The sequence below is a fragment of the Hydrogenophaga sp. genome (genome assembly GCF_030656115.1).
Classification (GTDB): Bacteria; Pseudomonadota; Gammaproteobacteria; order Burkholderiales; family Burkholderiaceae_C; genus Hydrogenophaga.
Map to the genome: position 1 here is coordinate 1 of NZ_JAUSOO010000068.1, position 20,062 is coordinate 20,062.

The following is a 20,062-nucleotide window of genomic DNA, read 5'->3' on the forward strand; positions in this document are numbered from 1 at the left end:
CCTGGGCATTGACGCCCACACGCTGGAGATTCGTGCCATTGTGGTGTCCGACAACAGCGTGGGAGACGCGGCGATGCTGCCCGAGCTGCTGGCTCAGATACCGCCCGACGAAGCGCTGGCCAGTGTCAGCGCCGACGGGGCCTACGACACCAAGGCGTGCCATGCGGCGATTGCCCAAAGTGGCGCACAGGCGGTTATCCCACCGCGCAAGAACGGCAAGCCGTGGAAGGCGACCCTGGTGGGGGCGAGCGTGCGCAACGAGGCGCTCAAAGCCTGTGGCCGGCTGGGGTTGACCATCTGGAAGAAGTGGAGCGGCTACCACCGCAGAAGCTTGGTGGAAACCAAGATGCACTGCTTCAAGCGCCTGGGCGAGCGGGTTATGGCGCGCACGTTCGCTCGTCAGGTGGCGGAGTTGCATGTGCGTGTGGCGCTGCTCAACCGCTTTACGCAGCTCGGGCGCCCGACAACGGTGCCCGTGGCCGCCATGGCATAGCTGCGTCTGGGGTTGGGGTCAGCTCGTTCCGTTTTTGAGTTGTGCAACAAAGCCCTGGGGCTCCATCCGGTGGCTTGGCCGTACCTGCGTACTGTCTGCGGCTTCGCGCCTGGCCCTGACGGTTTTGCGTCGGTCCTGCCTCCTGCTGAATCGTCAGGCTACCTAATGGTTTATCCGGATGCAAATCAACAGTCTACCTGTCATTATTTGGGTGTGATTCATCCGAACCGCTGCGCACGATCGTCACCGGGGGCGCAGGATGTATGGGAACAACGATGGCTATCAAGCGCAGAGATTTCGCTCACCTGAGCACGCTGGCGGCGACAACTTCCTGGTTCGGCCTTGCCGTGGCGCAGGAGCCGTTGCCGGGTCGGGTCAGGCTCCTTGACGTGGTCCCGAAGAGCCCGGGCGACAAGTTCGGGGAACGGACGCCCGTGGCCAGCACCGCGCAGCGTTCGCACGCGGTGGCCATTGGCGCCGGGGTGCCCGAGGCGGTGTGCAACATGCGGGGCTTTCTGGCATGGGCCAGGGCCAGCCGGGGTCGCGCCAATTCCGGGTCCCCGGGCGCCAACGGTGCGCAGGAGTGCCTGGTGGCCGCCGCCATGGTTTCTTCGGTGCGCAGCGCTGCGGCCTGCCGGTGGGTTGGGTGTTGCGCTCGGTGTTCTTTCTGCCGCGCAGGCTCCCGGGGGGCCACCCCACCGCCGGTCAGGCGTTTGCCAGTGCCTCGCGCGACGGTTGCAACGCCTGGGGCGAGCCTGTGCGCATCACCGGCTACAAGCCCGAATGAGCGGGAGGCAGGTCGACCATGAGCATCAAAGGCAAGGCCTGCATCGCGGGCATTTACGAACACCCCACGCGGCGTGCCGACGGCATCTCGTCTGCCCAGCTGCATGCCGAGGTGGCACTGGGCGCCTTGAAGGACGCCGGTCTGTCGCTGTCGGATGTGGATGGCTTCTTCTGCAGCGCCGACGCGCCGGGCTTTGGCGGCATGACGATGGCCGAGTACATCGGCCTGAACCGGCTGCGCCACATGGACAGCACCGAAACAGGCGGCTCGTCCTACATGCTGCACGTGAACCACGCCGCGCAGGCCATTGCCGCGGGCCACTGCGATGTGGCGCTGGTGACGCTGGCCGACCGCCCGCTCGCCGCCGGTGGTGGCACCGGCCTCACCGGCATCGACCTGCGCCACATGCCCGATCTGCCGTTTCTGGCGCCCGTTCCGATGGCGCCGCTGTACGCCTACGCGATGGCGGCGCGCCGGCACATGCACGAGTACGGCACCACACCGGAGCAACTGGCCTGGGTCAAGGTCGCCGCGTCGCACCATGCGCAGCACAACCCGCATGCCCTGCTGCGCAAGGTGATCACGGTCGACGACGTGCTGGCCTCACCGCTGGTGGCCGACCCGCTGCGCCGCATGGACTGCTGTGTCATGACCGACGGCGGTGGCGCCGTGATCGTGACCCGCCCCGAAATCGCGCGCGAACTGGGCCGACCCATCGTCAAGGTGCTGGGCGCCGGCGAGGCGATCAAGCACACCCACGGCGGGCGCATCGACCTCACCTACACGGCCGGTGTGCAGTCGGGCGCGGCGGCGTTTGAAGAGGCTGGCGTCAAACCCGCCCACATCCGTTACGCCTCGCTCTACGACAGCTTCACGATCACGGTGATCCTGCAACTGGAGGACCTCGGCTTCTGCGCCAAGGGCGAAGGCGGGCGCTTCGTGGCCGATGGCAACCTGATTTCCGGCGTGGGCCAGCTGCCCTTCAACACCGATGGCGGTGGCTTGTGCAGCAACCACCCGGGCAACAAGGGCGGCATGACCAAGATTCTGGAGGCGGTGCGCCAGTGCCGGGGCGAAGCCCACCCCGCGGTGCAGGTGCCCGACTGCGAGCTCGTGCTGGCGCATGGCACGGGTGGGTCCCTGGCGACCTACCACGTGGCGGGCACGTTGATTCTGGGCCGGGAGTGACACCATGACATCCCAACTGCTTCCCCCCATCGACGTGCAACCCGAAGCCGCGCCCTTCTGGGCGGCGGCCAACGAAGGGCACCTGCTGCTCAAGCACTGCCCGGCGTGCAAGGAAACCACGTTCTACCCGCGCACCCATTGCCCGCTCTGCGGCGCAGCGCAGACCGATTGGCTGCAGGCCAGTGGCCAGGGCACGGTCTATTCGTTCTCGGTGGTGCGTGGCGCGCGGCGGCCGACGGCGGTGGCGGTGGTTGACCTGCCCGAGGGGCCGTCGATGGTCACCACCGTGGTCGATTGCGATGTGCACGCCATGCAGATCGGCGAGCCTGTGAGCCTGCGCTTCCTGCAGGCCGAAGGCGATCAGCAGGTCCCGGCCTTCACCACCGTGGCCGCCGAGCAGGCGCGGCAGTACACGCGGCGCGCCGTGGCGGCGTCGCGGCACGTGCCGGGCCTTCCTGGCCTGCCCGAAGGGTTTGCCTGGCGCAGCGCGGCGGTGGTGGGCGCGGGCACCATGGGCAGCGGGATTGCCACCGCGCTCATCGCGGCCGGCATTCGCGTGTGTCTGATCGACCGGGACGAAGCGGCCTTGCAGCGCGCGAGGGAGGCGGTTGCGAAGAACCTGGCTTCGCTGGCGCAGCGCGGCAAGTTGCCCGACGGCGTGCGTGAATCGCTGCACGACACCCTGCGCACCAGCATGCGCATGGAAGATGTGGCCGGTGCCAACCTCGTTATCGAGGCGGTGTGGGAACAGCTGGCGCTCAAGCAGGAAGTCCTGGCCCAGATTGATCGCCATGCCGATGCCGACGCACTCTTGGCCACCAACACGTCCACCCTGGACATCAATCTGCTGGCGCGCGGCCTCCAGCGCCCCGAGTCCCTGCTGGGCTTGCATTTCTTCAGCCCGGCCCATGTGATGCCTTTGCTGGAGCTGGTGCGTGGCGAACGCACGCGTGCCGACTTGGTGGCCGCCGGCATGGACCTTGGCCAGCGGCTGGGCAAGACCACGGTGGTGGTCGGCGTGTGCGACGGTTTCGTGGGCAACCGCCTCTTCATCGCCCGCGACCAGGAGGCCAATCGGCTGCTCTACGAAGGCGCCTTGCCCGAGCAGATCGACCGCGTGCTCACCGACTTCGGCCTGCCCATGGGCAGCTTCGATCTGGCGGACATGGCCGGTGGCATCGAGCTGGGTTACCGCTATCGGCAGTCGCGCGGGGAGCGCGAGCCGGTGGGCGACCGCTTGTTCGAGGCCGGGCGGCTGGGCCAGACATCGGGCAAGGGCTACTACCGCTACGAAGCGGGCAAGCGGCGCCCGCTGCCCGACCCCGAGGTGACGGCCATCGTGGAAAGCGTCTCCAGAGCGATGGGCATTCAGCGGCGCCGCATCACCGACGACGAGGTGCGCGAGCGGCTGATCCTGCCCATGATCAACGAGGGCGCCAAGCTGGTGGAGGAGGGCATCGTGACGCGCGCCAGCGACATCGACGTGGTCTGGCAGAAAGGCTTTGGCTGGCCCGACTGGAAGGGCGGCCCGATGCACCACGCCGACCGGCTGGGCCTGGCCCATATTCGCGACCGCCTGCTGGCGCTGCAGCAGCGCCACGGCGAACGCTTCCGGCCCAGTGCCTTGCTGGTGGAACTGGCTGGAAGCGGGCAGGGCTTCACCGCGTAACGCCTCGGCCCACAGACCGAACAACAGGAGACAGCCCCATGCTCGACACCGACCAGGCGCCCTTCCGGGCGCACCCGTTCATTCACCGCCGCTTCGATCTGAACCGCCGCAGCGACGGAACGCTGCTGCTGCAAAGCGGCGAGCGCTTCGAGCCCTGCCTGGAAACCTGGCCCCAGACCCTGGCGCGTCTGGCGCAGTCTCAGCCCGAGGCCACCTGGCTGGCCCAGCGGCGCGGTGCCGACCGGGCCTGGCAGTCGCTCAGCTACGGCCAGGCCAAGGCACAGGTTGACGCCGTCAGCGAAGCGCTGTTGGCGCTGCGGCAGCCCGGGCGGACCGTGATGGCGCTCAGCGGCAATTCGCTGGAACACGCGGTGATGAGCCTGGCGGCCATGCAGGCCGGCATGCCGTATGCGCCGATCACCCCGGCGTATTCGCTGATGACGCCCACGCTGGAAACGCTGCAGGGCATGGTGGACCTGCTGAACCCGGCGGTGGTGTTCGTGCAGGACGGCGCGCAGTTCAAGAGGGTGATCCAGGGGCTGCGCATCCCGCCCGACGCGCGCTTCGTCTGTGTGGACGAGGTGCCAGAGCATCCGATGGTGGTTCCCTGGAGTGCATGGGCTCAGACGCAGGTGACGCCGCAGGCCGAGGAGGCGCTGGCCGCGCTGAAGCCCGGTGCCGTGGCCAAGTACCTCTTCACCTCCGGCTCCACGGGCGCGGCCAAGGCGGTGGTGATCACGCACGCCATGCTGTCCAACGGCGTGGCCATGCACCGGCAACTGCTGGCGCCGAAGCACCGCGAGCAACCGGCGCGGATTCTGGGCTGGCTGCCCTGGAGCCACGTGGCCGGCGGCAGCATCCAGTTCGGTGTGGTGCTGGCCTCGGGGGGCACCCTGTGGCTGGACGACGGCAAGCCCGTGCCGGGCCTGTTCGATGAAACCATCCGCAACCTGCGGGAGATCTCGCCCACCGAGTTCGGCAGCGTGCCCCTGGGCTATTCGATGCTGGTCGATGCGCTGGAAAAAGACCCGGCCCTGGCCGATGGCCTGTTCAGGGCGCTGCGTGTCGTGGCCTACGCGGGCGCCAAAATGCCCAACGCCATTTACGAGCGCATGCAGGTGGTCGCCGTGCGCACCACCGGGCAGCGCATTCCCTTCATCTCCGCCTTCGGTTCGACGGAAACCTCCGCCTGCGTCACCCTGTCCTATTGGTGCACCGAGTCCGCGGGCTGCATCGGCCTGCCACACCCCGGCGTCGAACTGAAGCTGGTGCCCCTGGACGACACCCGCTACGAGATCCGCGTGCGCAGCGAGGTCAACACGCCCGGTTACCTCAGCCGCCCCGACGCCACGGCCGAAGCATTTGATGAAGAGGGCTTCTTTCTGATGGGGGACGCCGTTCAGTTCGTCGACCCGGCGCGCCCGGAGGAGGGCCTGGTGTTCGCCGGGCGGGTGGCCGAAGAGTTCAAGCTGCAGTCGGGCATTTTTGTGCGCGTGGGTTCGTTGCGGGTCGAGCTGATCGACGCCAGCGGCGGCCTGTTCAGCGACGTGGTGGTGGCCGGTGCCGACCAGCCCTGCATCGCGCTGCTGGCCTGGCCCAATGTGGCGGTGTGCCGGGTGCGCGCCCAGATGCCGGGTGCTTCGGCCGCCGAGCTGGCGGCGTCCGACTGGATGCGGTCGGCGGTCCGCTACGCCATCGAGCGCCACAACGCGGCGGGCGGTGGTGGCAGCCGCCGTGTGCACCGGGTGCTGTTGTTGGGCGAGATGCCCGACATGGGCGCCGGAGAGATCACCGACAAGGGCTATGTCAACCAGCGCCGGGTGCTCACGCGGCGCGCGCAGGACGTGGCCCGACTGTTCGCCGAGCCGCCAGACGCCGAGGTCATCCAGATCGTCTGATGTCTCGCGGTGCACCGCCCACCGCAGCCTCCCCAACACAACCAGGAAACGGAAACCGACATGTCCCAGACTCCCTTGCTCAAGGTCGAGCAGCACGGCCCCGTGTATGCGCTGGCCATTGACCGCGCGGACCAGCGCAACGCGCTGAACCACCAGCTCATCGAGGAACTCATCGCCTTCTTCGCCAACCCGCCCACCGACGCGCGCGCCATCGTGCTGCACGGGCATGGCGAGCACTTCTGCGCCGGCCTGGACCTCAAGGAGCTGCTGGCCACGCGCAGCGACAACACCATCATCGACCAGCGCCGCTCCAAGGCCTGGTACCGCGCGTTCGACCTGATCCAGTTCGGCGAGGTCCCCGTCATCAGCGTGCTGCAGGGTGCGGTGGTGGGTGGGGGGCTGGAGCTGGCGGCGTCCACCCATGTCCGTGTGGCCGAGCGCTCGGCCTTCTTCCAGCTGCCCGAGGGCCAGCGCGGCATCTTCGTGGGCGGCAGCGGCTCGGTGCGGATTCCCCGCATCATCGGCGCGGGCCGCATGGTCGAGATGATGCTCACCGCGCGAACCCACGACGCCGATACCGGGCTGCAGCTGGGCCTGGCGCACTACGTGGTCGACAACGGCACCGGCCTGGCGTTCGCGATGCAGCTGGCCGCCACCGTGGCCAGCAACGCGCCGATGTCGAACTACGCCGTGATCAACGGCATCCCCCGCATCAGCGACATGGGGCAGGCCGAGGGGCTGTTTGCCGAGACCATGGTCGCGTCGATGACCGGCGCCGATGCCAGCCAGCGCATCACGAGCTTCTTCGAAGGGCGCAAGGCGCAGAAGTGAAGGCGCCCGTTGGCGCCGCCAGACAGACAAGGACACACAAGGACATCCCGTGCCGCTCTACCGTTCCCCCGTTGAGGACCACCAGTTCCTGTTGCACCACCACCTGCGGCTGAGCGAGCGTACCGAGCTGCCGGGGTTCGCCGATCTCACGCCCGGGTTCACGGGCGAGCTGCTGTCGTCCGCTGCGCGCTTTCACGAGGAGGTGCTGCACCCCATCAACGCGCCGGGGGACCAGGAGGGTGCGCGCCTGGTGGACGGCCGCGTGGTCACGCCCCAGGGCTTCCGCGAGGCCTGGGCCATGCACAGCGACAGCGGCTGGCACCACCTGACCTTGCCCGAGGCCATCGGTGGTGCGGGCCTGCCGCCGGTGCTGTCGGTGGCGGTGGATGAAATCGGTGTGGCCACCGGGCACGCCTTCAAGATGTACGGCGGCTTCTGTGCGCCCACCGCCCGCATGCTGCAGGCCCTCGGCGACGACTGGATGAAGACGCACGTGGTGCCCCGGCTGGTGGCCGGCGACTGGACCGCCACCATGTGCCTGACCGAAAGCCATTGCGGCACCGACCTGCGGCAGATCCGCACCCGGGCGGTCCCCGCTGAGGATGGTTCCTGGCGCCTCTCGGGCAGCAAGATCTTCATCTCCGGCGGCGACCACGACCTGACGGAGAACATCGTGCACATCGTGCTGGCCAAGGTGCCGGGCGACGACGGCCGGGTGGCCGACGACCTTTCGGCCGTGCACGTCTTCCTGGTGTCCAAGCGCGAGCTGGACGTGGCGACGGGTCAACTCGGTGCGCCGAACCGGGTGAGTGTGAGCGCGATCGAGCACAAGATGGGCATCGAGGCCAGCGCCACCTGCGTGCTGGACTTTGATCAGGCCCGCGCCTGGCGCATCGCGGGGCAGGGGGCGGGCAGCAGCGGCCACATGGCCGCGATGTTCCTGCTGATGAACCATGCCCGTCTGGGCACCGCCATTTCCGGCATCGCCTACGCCGACATGGCCTACCAGAACGCTGCAGCCTACGCGCGCGAGCGCCTGTCCGGCCGCAGCGCGGCGGGCGTGCAGGCGCCCGACAAGGCGGCCGACCCCATCGTGGTTCACGCGGACGTGAGGCGCCTGCTGCTGGAGAGCCGTGCCTTTGCTGAAGGCGCACGCGCGCTGGCGCTGCGGGTGGCCCTGTACCAGAGCGAGGCGGCCGATGCGCCGGACCCTGCCCAGCGGCGCACGGCCAGCGACATGGTCGAGCTGATGACCCCCGTGATGAAGGCCTACTTCACCGACTGCGGTTTCAACGCCACCAACGCCTGCCAGCAGGTGCTCGGTGGGCATGGCTATGTGCGCGACTGGGGCCTGGAGCAGATGGTGCGCAACGCGCGCATCGGCCAGATTTACGAAGGCGCCAATGGCGTCCAGGCCATTGACCTGGTCACCCGAAAGCTCACGGCGCACGGCGGGCGCAGGATGGGCGTGTTCCGCGACGTCCTGCTGGCCAGCATCGAGCGCTGCACCCCGTTGCCGGCCATCGCCGATCTGGCGCAGCGGCTGCGCCAGGGCCTGGAGCGGCTGGCGCAGGCCCACCAGGCCGTGCAGCGGCAGGCAGCGGACGACCCGCACGCGCCCACCGCGGCCGCCCACGACCTGCTGACCATGTACGGCATCCTCGCTGTGGGCTGGGCCTGGCTGGAGCTGGCCGAGACGGCGCTGCGCCTGCCCGAAGACCTGGCGTCGACCGTGGGGCTCAGCAAAAGGCAGCTGGCGCAGGTCTGGATGGACCGACAGATGCCCTGTCTGGCGGGCCTGGCTGAACGGATTCAGCGCGGCTCTGTCGCGTTGATGGCGATGGACGGTGCGCAGGTCTGACGGTGCGGCGGCTGCGGCTCTGGTGCCTGTTTGCAAGGCTGTGCAGGTGGATGTGCAGGTTGCCGCGGGCCCTGGCTCTCAGCCATTGCGGATCGTGGTTCCCGCTAAGGTCAATGCGTTGCTTTGCGCCAGTTCGTTGACGAGACCCTGCGTCCACAGGGCACCCGCTTCCCTGTCTGAACCTTGGTGTGGCATGGCGGCTTTGAGGTAGGTGCAACGGAAACTCCATTCGATGAGTTCATCCATTTCGACCGACTGCCATTCCAGCAGCTTGTATTTGAGCAAGACCTTTAAGGCGTGCCGGTGGTGTTTGGCCGGGTTTTTGACAAAGTATTCCAGTTTGTTCCGCGCCCGCTGCAAGGCATCTTGGGCGTCATGAAAAATGGAACCGTGGCCCGGTATGACGAGCAACGGGTCCAGCTCTTCGATCAGGTCCAGTGTGGCGGCAACGTCATCGAATGCCGAGATGCCTTCCAGCTCGGGGAACACCACGCCGAACCCGTTTTCCCACAAGGCGTCTGCCGAAATCAGGATGCGCTGTTCGGGCTGAAAGAGGACGATGGAGTGGGGGTCGTGCCCCTTGGCACCATGGATCTCCCAATCCAATGGACCCAGACGGATGCCTGTCCCGGGCGTCAACACGGCGTCGTGCCGAAACGGTGGGCAGTGTTGCCCGGTCGGTTCGTAGGTGAGGGCGACGGGATCCCAATCGGCTACGCAGCTGGCGTGACCCGGCGGAATGCACGTTCTGGCGTTCGGGTGCCGTTGCTGGATTGCCGCATTGCCGCCGCAGTGGTCGCTGTGCAGGTGGGTGTTGAGCAGCAGGTCCAGCGCACGACCACCCAATGCGTGATCCATGAGGGCCAAGGTGTGTTCGGCGTGGGTCCAGTAGCCGGAGTCCACCAGCGCGGTGGGGCCGTTGCCTTGAATGAGGATGTTGTTGGCCGATAGCCAGCCGCGCTCGAAAACCGTGACGCCAGCCGCGGTCAGTTGCTCGGCGATGGAAAGGGTGCTGTTGTTCAAGAAAGTGCCTGCGGGTAGGGTGGACGTGGCGGACGTGCAAGGTTTGTGTAGGGCTTGCGCACAAGCGCCAGGGTGGTGTTGCAAAGCCTTGCCGTTTGGGGCATGTGCTGTCTGCGGCTTGGCGTTCAGCCCTGGCGGTGTTGCGTCCGTCCTGTCATGTGGCCGCACGAAGGGCTCGACGCAGGATTTTCCCCACGTTGGTCTTTGGCAGCTCGTCGCGGAATTCGATGTATTTGGGCCGTTTGTAGCCGGTCAGGTTGTCGTGGCAATAGCGCGCCACGTCCTCTTCCCGCAGGGTCGGGTCCGACCTCACCACGAACACCTTGACGGCTTCGCCCTGGGTTTCGTCGGCGACACCGATGGCCGCGCATTCGAGCACACCCGGGCACAAAGAAATCACGTTCTCAAGCTCGTTCGGAAACACGTTGAAGCCGGAGACCAGGATCATGTCTTTTTTGCGGTCGACGATGCGGGTGTATCCGCTCGCATCCATCACGCCAATATCGCCGGTGCGCATGTAACCGTCTGGCGTAAAAGCCTGGGCGTTTTCTGCGGGCTGGTTGAAGTAACCGGTCATGACGTTGGGACCCCGGATGCAAATCTCACCGGCGCCGCCCTGGGCCACGTCCTGGCCGGCGTCGTCTTTGATCGCGATGTCGATACCCGGTAAGGGCAACCCGATGGTGCCGGAGAAGTTGCGGTTGGTGACCGGGTTGTTGGTGCCGATGGCACAGGTCTCGCTCATGCCCCAGCCTTCCACCATGGCGCTGCCGGTCACCGCCAGCCACTGGCGCGCCGTGCCTTCGGAGGCTGCCATGCCGCCGGCTTGCGACAGCGCCAGAGAAGAGAAGTCGAGCTGGCGGAACTGCGGGTTTTGCAGCAGGGCATTGAACAGCGTGTTGACGGCGGGCAGGATGTGAAATGGCCGTTTCTTGAGCGTCTCCACGAGTTTGGGAATGTCGCGCGGGTTGGGAATGAGCGTCATGTGCGCCCCCCAGCGCATGTTCAGCAAACTGAGCGTGAGCGCGAAGATGTGGTACAGCGGCAGGGCCGCAATGGCGTTGGTCTTGCGCAGGTCGCCCAGGCGCTGCAAGGCCGGGTTGAACCAGGCTTCCGCCTGCAAAACGGCGGCAATGACGTTGCGGTGGGTGAGCACCGCGCCTTTGGACAGGCCGGTGGTGCCGCCGGTGTATTGCAAAAATGCCGTGGCATCCAGGTGGGCCTGGCTGGGTTTGAGCGCAAGCTCGGCGCCCTGGTTGAGTGCCTGCCGAAAACTCAGAATGGTGCGGGGGCCGCGTGAGCTGTTCAGCGGCAGCTTGAAGGGGGGCACCATTTTGGCCAGATGGCGCACCGCAAAGCTGATCCAGCGGCCGTACCAAAAACCCAGCAAATCACCGAGACTGGCCACCACCACGTGCTGGATCGCGGTGTGATCGATCACCTCTTCGAGCGTGCCGGCGAAGTTTTCCAGAATGACGATGGCTTCTGCGCCCGAGTCTTTGAGTTGATGCTCCAGCTCGCGCGCGGTGTAGAGCGGGTTGACGTTCACCACGGTGTAGCCCGCGCGCAGGATGGCCACCATGGTGACCAGAAACTGCGGCACGTTGGGCAGCATGATGGCCACCCGCGCGCCGGGCAACATGCCCTGGGACTGCAGCCAGGCGCCCAGGGCGGCGCTGTGGGCATCGAGTTCGCCGTAAGACATCCAGCGCTCCATGCACACGGACACCGGTTGGGCCGCGTTTTTCTTGAGCGACGCTTCCAGCAAAGCCGCCAGGGAGCGGTACTGCTCGGGTTCCACGGTGTGCGGGACGCCAGGAGGGTAATGGGCAAGCCAGGGACGGTTCATGGGGCGAGGGCCGGTGCGTTGAAGACCCTTCCATTCTGGCGCGCTGCGGCCACACCGGGCTCAGGGCCTGCCCTAACAACGTGTCACCGAAAGCACAGCCCGCCCATGGCGCTCCGCCGATCAGGCGCGGGCCAGTTCGCTTTGAAGTGCGTTCGCTGCCAACGCCGCATCGGCGGTGAACAAGGTGTTGATCCAATGGCGCTCGCGCTGTTCAATGGCGGCCAGAAAACGCCTCGCATCGCCCATGGTGGCAAACGCGTCAAAGCCCCGTTCCAGAAACTGCTGCAGGGCGTGGAGCCCGGCCGCCTGTGCCGGGCGGCGCATCATTTTCAGCGCCACACGCAAGGGGGTCATGCGGGTCAGGCGCTGCAGTTCGGTACCCATGTGCAGCACGACCACCAGTTGGCGTTCGCGTTCGGCGTGCTGGCCGGTGAGGCGCCAGCAGCGGGTGTAGCGCAGGGCGGTGGGGCTTGCGGGGTCTTGCGCCAGCCAGTGCGTGGCCAGCTGGTGGTCCAGCGTTTCCGTGAGTGCGTGGGTTTCGGCCAGGTCCACCGCCAGCTGGGCCACCGCCTCGGGGAACAGCCGCTCAAGTGCGCCTGCGATGCGACCAAACTGGCTGTCGCGTTCGCGGAAATCGTGCTCGCCGTACAGTTCTTCCAGAAAGAACCGGGTGGCCGGGGCGTGGCGGGCGTCGGCCAGAAAGTCGGTGTAGGTGGCGCGAAAGCGTTGGGCCTGCAGTTGCTTGACCGCATGCACCGCCTGCGCCAGGCCAGCGGCGTCGGCCTGTTCGCGCAAGCGGGCCACCCGCGCCAGGTGGGTGCGGATGCGCTCGGCAGCTTGGGTGGCTGTGGTCATGTTCAAAACAGTTTAGCCCGGCCAGACGGCTTGATCTGACCGCTAGAGCGCAACCTCTAGCAGCGGTCCCCGCCGTGCGCTTGACCGCCTCAAGCGTGGGATAGTGTGGGGATGCCTGAAACACCTGTTCAAGAAAGTCCATCCCTTTCAGCGCTGGCGCCTTCCCGCCTGGCGCGCTTGCAGCAATGGGCCGTGTGCGTGGCGTTGGCCGCCGCCCTGGGCTGGGGTCTGTGGGTGTGGCCGCATTCGCCAGCGGCAGCGGTGGCGGGCGTGGCGCTGTTGCTGGGCGGCTACGCGCTGGTGTTGGCGCTGGAACTGGTGGCCGTGGCCAGGGTGCACGGCGCCGACCCGGCACCGCGCCCGCGCTGGGCCGATCTGGCCCGTGCGTGGTGGCAAGAGGTGCGCATGGCGCCCCGGGTGTTTGCCTGGCGCCAGCCGTTTGTGTGGCGGCGTTGGCCCGATACGCTGACTGCACCCGCGTGCAGCGCCAGCGGTGCAGGTGCCGTGGTGTTCGTCCACGGCTTTGTGTGCAACCGGGGTTTCTGGCACCCCTGGATGCGCGAATTGCGCCGCCTGGGCGTGCCGTATGTCTCGGTCAACCTGGAGCCGGTGTTCGGCAGCATCGACGACTATGTGCCGCTGATGGAGCAGGCCGTGCGCAGGGCCGAGGCTTTGGGCGGACTGCCGCCGCAATTGGTGTGCCACAGCATGGGCGGTTTGGCGGCGCGCGCCTGGCTGGTTGCCGATGTGGCGAACCCCGCGCGCGTGCAGCGGGTGCTGAGCATCGGCACGCCGCACCACGGCACCTGGCTGGGGCAGTTCAGCCACCTGCCCAATGGCCGTCAGATGCGCATGCACAGCCCCTGGCTGCAGGCGCTGGCCGCGGCCGAGGCGCAGCACGCGCCCGAAGCCACCTACCGGCAGTTCATTTGCTGGTACGCCAACACCGACAACATCGTGTTTCCCGCCTCCACCGCCACGCTGCCCGGCGCCGACAACCGGCTGGTGCCCGGTGCGGCGCACGTGGCCATGGCGTTTCACCCCAGGGTGATGCGCGAGTCGCTGGCGCTGCTGGCGTCCGGCGCCAGCTCGCCTTGCGCAGCCACGGCCTCGTAGAGCGGCGCGAAGTCGGGCGCCGTCAGCTCAAACAGCTGGTCAAAGCTGTCGATCACGAAATAGGTGGCCTGGTAGTCGTCAATTTTGTAGCGCGTGCGCATGCAGCGCAGCAGGTCCAGCGCCAGGCGCTGGGGTTGTGGGCTGGTGACGCTGTGGCGCAGTTCCCCGCTGGAACTCAAGATGCCAGCCCCGTAAGCCCGCAGGCCGTCGGCTTGCTGAATCAGGCCAAATTCAATGGTGTACCAGTACAGCCGCGACAACAACTCGCCCGCGCCCAGGTCGTGCGCCTTCAGCCCCCCGGCGCCGTAGCGCTGCACGTAGTCGGCAAACACCGGGTTGAACAGCAGCGGCACATGGCCAAACAGGTCGTGGAACACGTCGGGCTCGACGATGTAGTCGAACTCTTCGGGCTGCCGTATCCAGTCGGTGACGGGGAAGCGGCGGTCGGCCAGCAGCTGGAAAAACGGCCGTTCCGGGATCAACCCCGGCACCGCCACCAGCTCCCAGCCGGTGGCCGGCTTCAGGCGCGCGTTGATGTCTTCAAAACGCGGAATCTGGTCGCTCGCGCCCAGCGAGGGCAGGGCGTTGATGAACGCCTCGCACGCCAGCCCGGGCAGCAGTGCGCTCTGCCGTGCGTACAGGCGGCGGTAGGTGTCGTGGTCGGCCTCGGTGTAAGCCGCCCAGTTTTGTGCACAGGTGTAGTCGTCGCTGGCGCGGGCGTAGTCGCCGCGCGGGGGGCGCTCGCTGGCGCCATAAACAACAGGTTCAACAGCCATCACAGTCTCCAGGTATTCAAGCGGGGTGCCACACAAGACCTTCGAAAAGGGTGCCGGGCACGGCGTGGCGGTGCAGACCGTGGCAGCGCCACGGCCAACAGCCGCAACGCGGCCAGGCGCCCTTTCTCGAAGGTCAACCTTTCAGCACGCCGCGGCGCATCTGGTCCAGCTCCATGCTCTCAAACAGGGCCTTGAAGTTGCCCTCGCCAAAACCCTGGTTGCCCTTGCGCTGGATGAACTCGAAGAAGATCGGGCCCAGCTGGTTCTCGCTGAAGATTTGCAGCAGCAATTCACCGGGAACGCCGTCCACCAGAATGTTGCGCTGCTGCAGTGCGGGCACGTTTTCGCCGTGCCCCGGAATGCGCTTGTCCAGCAGTTCGTAGTAGGTTTCGCCGGTGTTGAGCAGCTTCACGCCGCTCAACTCCAGCGCGTCCACCGTGGCGTACAGGTCGTTGGAGCCCATGGCAATGTGCTGGATGCCTTCGCCTTGGTAACGGTCCAGGTACTCTTGAATCTGGCCCGCTTTTTCGTTGCCTTCTTCGTTGATGGGAATGCGGATCTTGCCGCACGGGCTGGTCATGGCCTTGCTTTTGACGCCGGTGGCCTGGCCTTCGATGTCGAAATAGCGCACTTCGCGGAAGTTGAACAGGCGTTCATAAAAACCGGCCCACTCGTCCATGCGGCCGCGGTGCACGTTGTGCGTCAGGTGGTCGATGTAGGTCAGGCCGTGGCCCACCGGGTTCAGTTCGGCGCCAGGCAGGGGTTCAAAGTCCACGTCAAAAAAGCCGATGTTGCCAATGTCGCCGTCTTGTGCGCCGTTCTTGCCGCGCCAGCGGTCGATGAAATAGATGATCGAGTCGCCAATGCCCTTGATGGCCGGGATGTTCAGCTCGCCCGGGCCGGCGGTGTGGGCGTAGCCCCAGGCACCGAGTGAAATGGCGCGCTCGTAGGCGGCCTTGGCGTCTTGCACCCGAAACGCAATGGCACACACGCTGGGGCCGTGCAGGCGGGCAAAGCGCTGCGCAAAGCTGTCGGGTTCGGCGTTGATGATGAAGTTGATGCCGCCCTGGCGGTACAGCGTCACCGCTTTGTGGCGGTGCTTCGCAATCGGCTTGAAGCCCATGCGCTCAAACAGGGCGCCCATGGCCACCGGGTCGGGTGCGGCGTATTCGATGAACTCGAAACCGTCCGTGCCCATGGGGTTGGCCCATTCCGTGGCGGTGGTGGCGGGTGGGGTGGCGGTCTGTGGCAAGGCGGCGTTCATGCGTGTCTCCGTTGTGGTCGAGGTGATCCGCCACTGTATCGGCGCAAGGCATCACGATTCCAGCGTATTGGGGTGTTGCCTGAGGCGCATACGCAGGAAAACTGCAAAATGTGGGCTATGCCCACACTGGACAAGCTCGACCGCCACATATTGCGCAGCCTGCAGGCCGACGGCCGCGCCACCTACGACCAGATTGCCGAGGTGGTGGGCCTGTCGCCCAGCGCCGTGCTGCGCCGCGTGAAGCGGCTGGAAGACAGCGGCGTGATCGACCGCTACGTGGCCCTGGTGAAGCCCGAAGCCGTGGGCCTGGGCCTGACCGCTTATGTGAATGTGCGGCTGGAGAAGCACGCCGAGAGCGCCAAACGCAACCCCATGGACCAGTTCCGCGCCAGCGTGATGGGCTGGCACGAGGTGGTGGAATGCGCCGCGCTCACGGGCGAGATGGACTTTCAGCTGCGCCTGGTGGTGGCCGACATGGCCGCGTATTCGCGTTTCATGATGGACACCTTGCTCAAGCACCCCAGCGTGCAGGACTGCAAGACCAGCTTTGTGATGGACCGGGTGAAAAGCACCACCGCTTTGCCGCTGTGATCACCATCCGTCCGTCGGGTTTCTGTGGATTAGGGGAATCCGTCCTTGTCAATATAGGGAAAACCCTTATATTCGGGCCATGTTCAATTCCACCCCCTGGTTCAAGTCGGCGCCTGAAGCGCCGGTGCCGGCTGACACGCCCGATGCCGCACCCAACCACCCACCCGCGCCGCCGCGTGCCAAGGCCGCGGGTGTGCCCATTCGGTCCATAGGCGCCGCCCAGCGCGAGCGCATCGCAGCCCACCTGCTGGCGCTGGAGCCGCAAGACCGCTACCTGCGCTTTGGCTATGCGGCCAACGACGAGCATATTCACCGGTACGTGGATCAGTTGGACTTTGACCGCGACGAGCTGTTCGGCATTTTCAACCGCAAGCTGGAGCTGATCGCCATGGCCCACCTGGCCTTTTCGGTCGATCCGGCGTGCATCAACTGCGCCGAGTTTGGCGTGTCGGTGGGCAAGAGCGCCCGCGGTCGGGGTTACGGCAGCCGCCTGTTTGAGCGGGCCGCCATGCACGCCCGCAACCAGGGCGTGAACCTGTTGTTCATCCACGCCCTGTCCGAGAACACCGCCATGCTCAAAATTGCCCGCCAGGCCGGTGCGGTGATCGAGCGCGACGGCTCTGAGAGCGAGGCCCATGTGCGCCTGCCCCCGGCCGATTTTGATTCGCGCGTGACCGAGCTGTTGAGCGAGCACGTGGCCTTGGGCGACTACCACCTCAAGGCGCAGGCCAAGCAGTTCTGGTCGGTGCTGGGTTTGCTGCAGGACATCCGTCAGGGCGTGCGCGACGCGCGCACCCGGTACCGCAACTGAGCGGCTGAGCCACCGCAGGTGGGGCGTTTTTGCTGACGGCCTGGGCCTTGCGGTATCCTTGTGCCCTGTCTCAACACTCACTTACCCTTCAGTGGCCGAATCCCCTCCCAGTAGTGGGCCGCAGCGCAGCCTGCGGCATGTCGACAAACGTGGTTTCCTCCAAAAGCTTGCGGAATTCATCCATCCCGGGCCGGACTCCAAGGACGAGCTGATCGAAACCCTCGCCGAGGCCGAGGACAACGACATCATCAACGCCGAATCCCGCGTGATGCTCGAAGGCGTGATCCGCATCGCCGACATGACGGCCGGTGATGTGATGGTGGCCGCCCCGCGCATGGATGTGCTCAGCATCGATGCCCCCTACGACGAACTCCTGCACCTCGTGATCGACACCGCGCACTCGCGCTTTCCGGTGTACGAGGGCGAGCGGGAAAACATCATCGGCATCTTGCTGGCCAAAGACCTGCTCAAGCTGCAGCGCGCGCCCGAACTCAACATCCGCGCCCTGTTGCGCCCGGCCACCTTTGTGCCCGAAACCAAGGGGCTCAACGACCTGCTGCGCGAATTCCGCGGCAACCGCAACCACCTGGCCATCGTCATCGACGAATTCGGCCGCGTGGCCGGTCTCATCACCATTGAAGATGTGCTGGAAGAAATCGTCGGTGAGATTGAAGACGAGTTCGATGTGGTGGAAGACGAGGGCGACATTTTTGCCCTGGCCGACAGCACCTGGCGCGTCAGTGGAGACACGCCCATTGAGCGCATCAACGAGTCTTTTGGGCTGAAACTGCCCGAAGAAGACTTCGACACCATCGGCGGCATGATCGCCCACGCCATGGGCCACGTGCCCAAGCGCGGCGAGGTACACGAACTCGAAGGCCTGCGCTTTGTGGTGTTGCACACCAAAGGCGGCGCGGTGAAGTGGTTCAAGGTCATGCCGGTCTCGGCAGAAGCCTGACCGCCGCCTGCCCGCCCATGCGCAGCCTGTTCGGATCGCTGCACGCCCCTTCGAGCTTTGGGCCGATGAGCCAGCTGCCGCCCGGGCGGCGCGCGCGCAGCGGCGCAGCCGTGTGGGCGCTGCTGTGTCTGCTCGCCGGTGGTTTGCAGGCGGCTGCGCTGGCCTGGCCCTTTCCGGGTTGGAGCCTGCCCGGCACCGCACCGGGCCAGCCCTGCGGCTGGTTGCAAATCGCCTCCCTGGCCGTGTTGGTGCTGGCGCTGCAGCGCAGCGGGGGCGTGGGCCGCGCGGCCTGGCGGGGTTGGTTGTTTGCCACCGCCTGGCTGGTGGGTACCTTCTGGTGGCTGTTTGTGTCCATGCACACCTACGGAGGGTTGGCCGCCTGGATGGCCGTGCTGGCCGTGCTGGCCCTGGCCGGAGCGCTCGCGCTGTATTACGCGTTGGCGGCGGCGTTGTTGTACCGGTGGGCGCCGGTGTCGCGCAGCGCGCAAGCCCTGCTGTTTGCCGCGCTCTGGACGCTGGCCGAACTGGCCCGTGGCCGCTGGCTCACCGGCTTCCCGTGGGGCGCGGGCGGTTACGCGCAGGTGGACCTGATGGCCGCCTGGGCGCCGCTGGTGGGCGTCTACGGCATGGGCTTTGGGGCGGCGCTGCTGGCCTACGCGCTGGCTTCTGGCGTGGCGTGGGTGGGGGCCGCGCTGGGCTACTGGCTGGGCTCACCCGCCCGGCGCTCGGTGCCTGGCTCGGGCATTCCGCCCCTGATGGCCCGCTCTACCGCGTTCCAGGGGGATGGCCTGTGGCGCACGGCCTCGACCGCCATTGTGTGGCTGGCGCTGGTGTGGAGCCTGCTGGGCGGCGGCGAAGCCTGGCGCGCCTACGGCCAGCGCGACACCACCAGCGCTGGCACGCTGCGGGTGTGGCTGCTGCAGGGCAATGTGGCGCAAGACGAAAAGTTTGAAGCCGGCACCGGCGTGGCCCAGGCACTGGCCTGGTACCCGCAGCAAATCAGCGCAGCGGTGGCAGCGGCCAAAGCCGGCATGGCGAATGCCCCGCAACTGGTGGTGGCTCCCGAAACCGCGTTGCCCCTGCTGCCGCAGCAGCTCGGCCCCGAATTCTGGCAGCCGCTGCTGGACGGGCTGGCGCAGCCCGGCGTGGCCGTGCCGGTGAGCACATTGCTGGGTCTTCCGCTGGGGAGTTTTTCGCAGGGTTATACCAACTCGGCCTGGGGCCTGTCGCCGGCGTCGGCCGCCGCAGCGCGCGCCCAGCTGACCCGCACCACCGACCCGCAGGCACCGGTGAACCTGGTGTCGGACGGGTTTTACCGCTACGACAAGCACCACCTGGTGCCATTTGGCGAATTCATTCCACCGCTGTTTCGCTGGTTCATCGACCTCATGCGCATTCCGCTGGGCGACTTCAACCGGGGCACGCTGGGGCAGGCGCCCTGGGCGGTGGGCGGGCAGCGTCTGGCCACCAACATTTGTTACGAAGACCTGTTTGGCGAAGAGCTGGCTGCCTCGTTCCGCGACCCCGCCCAGGCTCCCACGGTGCTGGTGAACCTGAGCAACATCGCCTGGTTTGGCGACACCGTGGCGATTGACCAGCACCTGCACATCTCGCGCCTGCGCGCGCTGGAACTGGGCCGGCCCATGCTGCGCGCCACCAACACCGGCGCCACCGCGGTCATTGACCACCGGGGCGTGGTCACGCACCAGTTGCCCCGCCTGACGCGCGACCGGCTCGAGGCCACGGTGCAGGGCCGCAGCGGCACCACGCCCTACGCCCGCTGGACGGCCCAGTGGGGCCTTGGGCCGCTGTGGGGCGTGTGTCTGGTGCTGGTGCTGCTCATCGCCGCGAGCCGCCGCCGTGCGCGCCTGCCGCACGGCTGAGCAGGCCCCGTAAAATCACCGTTCTGTGCAACGGGCCCGGCCGGGTCTGTTGTCTTCACACCAAGACCACCTTCAGCCCGGGCACCGCCCTGGCTCCACGCGCATGTTGACCTTCCAGCAAATCATTTTGAAACTGCAGTCCTACTGGGACGCCCAGGGCAGCGCGCTGCTGCATCCCAACGACATGGAAGTGGGCGCCCGCACCAGCC

Annotated in this window: 18 protein-coding genes; 13 read left to right on the forward strand and 5 right to left on the reverse strand. The window is 66.9% G+C overall.

What is annotated here, in order from left to right:
• From Q7J58_RS09615 to Q7J58_RS09645, 7 genes are all read left to right on the forward strand, one after another.
• A partial coding sequence (locus tag Q7J58_RS09615) for an IS5 family transposase (RefSeq protein ID WP_304826788.1) occupies positions 1-493 on the forward strand: 493 nt, incomplete at its 5' end.
• Positions 494-1,076: 583 nt separating this feature from the next.
• Entirely contained in the window at positions 1,077-1,280 is a 204-nt protein-coding gene (locus Q7J58_RS09620) for a hypothetical protein (protein WP_304826791.1), read from the forward strand.
• An 18-nt stretch (positions 1,281-1,298) separates the two neighbouring features.
• Positions 1,299-2,468 (forward strand): thiolase domain-containing protein, encoded by a 1,170-nt coding sequence (locus Q7J58_RS09625; protein WP_304826794.1) that lies wholly within the window; start codon positions 1,299-1,301, stop codon positions 2,466-2,468.
• Positions 2,469-2,472: 4 nt separating this feature from the next.
• The gene (locus tag Q7J58_RS09630; protein ID WP_304826797.1) at positions 2,473-4,137 is read left to right on the forward strand and encodes a 3-hydroxyacyl-CoA dehydrogenase NAD-binding domain-containing protein; all 1,665 of its coding nucleotides are present in this window, start codon (positions 2,473-2,475) and stop codon (positions 4,135-4,137) included.
• A 38-nt stretch (positions 4,138-4,175) separates the two neighbouring features.
• Positions 4,176-6,035 (forward strand): AMP-binding protein, encoded by a 1,860-nt coding sequence (locus Q7J58_RS09635; RefSeq protein ID WP_304826800.1) that lies wholly within the window; start codon positions 4,176-4,178, stop codon positions 6,033-6,035.
• A 60-nt stretch (positions 6,036-6,095) separates the two neighbouring features.
• Positions 6,096-6,866, forward strand: a complete 771-nt coding sequence (locus tag Q7J58_RS09640) for a crotonase/enoyl-CoA hydratase family protein (protein ID WP_304826803.1) — start codon at positions 6,096-6,098, stop codon at positions 6,864-6,866.
• A gap of 49 nt (positions 6,867-6,915) precedes the next feature.
• Positions 6,916-8,727: an acyl-CoA dehydrogenase C-terminal domain-containing protein gene (locus Q7J58_RS09645; protein ID WP_304826806.1), complete on the forward strand. Its 1,812-nt coding sequence runs from the start codon at positions 6,916-6,918 to the stop codon at positions 8,725-8,727.
• A 78-nt stretch (positions 8,728-8,805) separates the two neighbouring features.
• Here Q7J58_RS09645 and Q7J58_RS09650 read toward each other — a convergent pair whose 3' ends face one another.
• The 3 genes from Q7J58_RS09650 to Q7J58_RS09660 all read right to left on the reverse strand — a co-directional run bounded on the left by Q7J58_RS09650 (position 8,806) and on the right by Q7J58_RS09660 (position 12,454).
• Positions 8,806-9,750, reverse strand: coding sequence for an MBL fold metallo-hydrolase (locus Q7J58_RS09650; protein ID WP_304826809.1), 945 nt, complete (start codon positions 9,748-9,750; stop codon positions 8,806-8,808).
• 154 nt (positions 9,751-9,904) lie between these two features.
• The gene (locus Q7J58_RS09655; RefSeq protein ID WP_304826812.1) at positions 9,905-11,599 is read right to left on the reverse strand and encodes an AMP-binding protein; all 1,695 of its coding nucleotides are present in this window, start codon (positions 11,597-11,599) and stop codon (positions 9,905-9,907) included.
• A 120-nt stretch (positions 11,600-11,719) separates the two neighbouring features.
• Positions 11,720-12,454, reverse strand: coding sequence for a hypothetical protein (locus tag Q7J58_RS09660; protein ID WP_304826815.1), 735 nt, complete (start codon positions 12,452-12,454; stop codon positions 11,720-11,722).
• A 111-nt stretch (positions 12,455-12,565) separates the two neighbouring features.
• Here Q7J58_RS09660 and Q7J58_RS09665 point away from each other — a divergent pair, with 111 nt between their 5' ends.
• Entirely contained in the window at positions 12,566-13,570 is a 1,005-nt protein-coding gene (locus Q7J58_RS09665; protein WP_304826818.1) for an alpha/beta fold hydrolase, read from the forward strand.
• Here Q7J58_RS09665 and phhA read toward each other — a convergent pair.
• Together phhA and hppD are read right to left on the reverse strand one after the other, a co-directional pair.
• Positions 13,492-14,346, reverse strand: a complete 855-nt coding sequence (phhA, locus tag Q7J58_RS09670; RefSeq protein ID WP_304826821.1) for a phenylalanine 4-monooxygenase — start codon at positions 14,344-14,346, stop codon at positions 13,492-13,494. The two genes, Q7J58_RS09665 and phhA, sit on opposite strands and share 79 nt — an antisense overlap.
• A 133-nt stretch (positions 14,347-14,479) precedes the next feature.
• Positions 14,480-15,610, reverse strand: coding sequence for a 4-hydroxyphenylpyruvate dioxygenase (gene hppD, locus Q7J58_RS09675; protein ID WP_304826824.1), 1,131 nt, complete (start codon positions 15,608-15,610; stop codon positions 14,480-14,482).
• Positions 15,611-15,727: 117 nt separating this feature from the next.
• Here hppD and Q7J58_RS09680 point away from each other — a divergent pair, with 117 nt between their 5' ends.
• The 5 genes from Q7J58_RS09680 to Q7J58_RS09700 form a co-directional block, all read left to right on the forward strand.
• Positions 15,728-16,201: an Lrp/AsnC family transcriptional regulator gene (locus Q7J58_RS09680; RefSeq protein ID WP_304826833.1), complete on the forward strand. Its 474-nt coding sequence runs from the start codon at positions 15,728-15,730 to the stop codon at positions 16,199-16,201.
• A gap of 79 nt (positions 16,202-16,280) precedes the next feature.
• Positions 16,281-17,012, forward strand: coding sequence for a GNAT family N-acetyltransferase (locus Q7J58_RS09685; protein ID WP_304826828.1), 732 nt, complete (start codon positions 16,281-16,283; stop codon positions 17,010-17,012).
• 91 nt (positions 17,013-17,103) lie between these two features.
• The gene (locus Q7J58_RS09690; RefSeq protein WP_304826830.1) at positions 17,104-17,970 is read left to right on the forward strand and encodes a transporter associated domain-containing protein; all 867 of its coding nucleotides are present in this window, start codon (positions 17,104-17,106) and stop codon (positions 17,968-17,970) included.
• A 65-nt stretch (positions 17,971-18,035) separates the two neighbouring features.
• Positions 18,036-19,853 (forward strand): apolipoprotein N-acyltransferase, encoded by a 1,818-nt coding sequence (lnt, locus tag Q7J58_RS09695; protein ID WP_304826836.1) that lies wholly within the window; start codon positions 18,036-18,038, stop codon positions 19,851-19,853.
• Positions 19,854-19,956: 103 nt separating this feature from the next.
• Positions 19,957-20,062 (forward strand): glycine--tRNA ligase subunit alpha (locus Q7J58_RS09700; protein ID WP_304826839.1); only part of this gene is annotated, 106 nt, incomplete at its 3' end.

Bases quoted from the DNA above. Each gene is read 5' to 3' on its own strand.
- Q7J58_RS09625 (WP_304826794.1), top strand. From the start codon at position 1,299: ATGAGCATCAAAGGCAAGGCCTGCATCGCGGGCATTTACGAACACCCC.
- Q7J58_RS09630 (WP_304826797.1), top strand. From the start codon at position 2,473: ATGACATCCCAACTGCTTCCCCCCATCGACGTGCAACCCGAAGCCGCG.
- Q7J58_RS09635 (WP_304826800.1), top strand. From the start codon at position 4,176: ATGCTCGACACCGACCAGGCGCCCTTCCGGGCGCACCCGTTCATTCAC.
- Q7J58_RS09640 (WP_304826803.1), top strand. From the start codon at position 6,096: ATGTCCCAGACTCCCTTGCTCAAGGTCGAGCAGCACGGCCCCGTGTAT.
- Q7J58_RS09655 (WP_304826812.1), bottom strand. From the start codon at position 11,599: ATGAACCGTCCCTGGCTTGCCCATTACCCTCCTGGCGTCCCGCACACC.
- Q7J58_RS09660 (WP_304826815.1), bottom strand. From the start codon at position 12,454: ATGACCACAGCCACCCAAGCTGCCGAGCGCATCCGCACCCACCTGGCG.
- Q7J58_RS09665 (WP_304826818.1), top strand. From the start codon at position 12,566: ATGCCTGAAACACCTGTTCAAGAAAGTCCATCCCTTTCAGCGCTGGCG.
- phhA (WP_304826821.1), bottom strand. From the start codon at position 14,346: ATGGCTGTTGAACCTGTTGTTTATGGCGCCAGCGAGCGCCCCCCGCGC.
- hppD (WP_304826824.1), bottom strand. From the start codon at position 15,610: ATGAACGCCGCCTTGCCACAGACCGCCACCCCACCCGCCACCACCGCC.
- Q7J58_RS09680 (WP_304826833.1), top strand. From the start codon at position 15,728: ATGCCCACACTGGACAAGCTCGACCGCCACATATTGCGCAGCCTGCAG.
- Q7J58_RS09685 (WP_304826828.1), top strand. From the start codon at position 16,281: ATGTTCAATTCCACCCCCTGGTTCAAGTCGGCGCCTGAAGCGCCGGTG.
- lnt (WP_304826836.1), top strand. From the start codon at position 18,036: ATGAGCCAGCTGCCGCCCGGGCGGCGCGCGCGCAGCGGCGCAGCCGTG.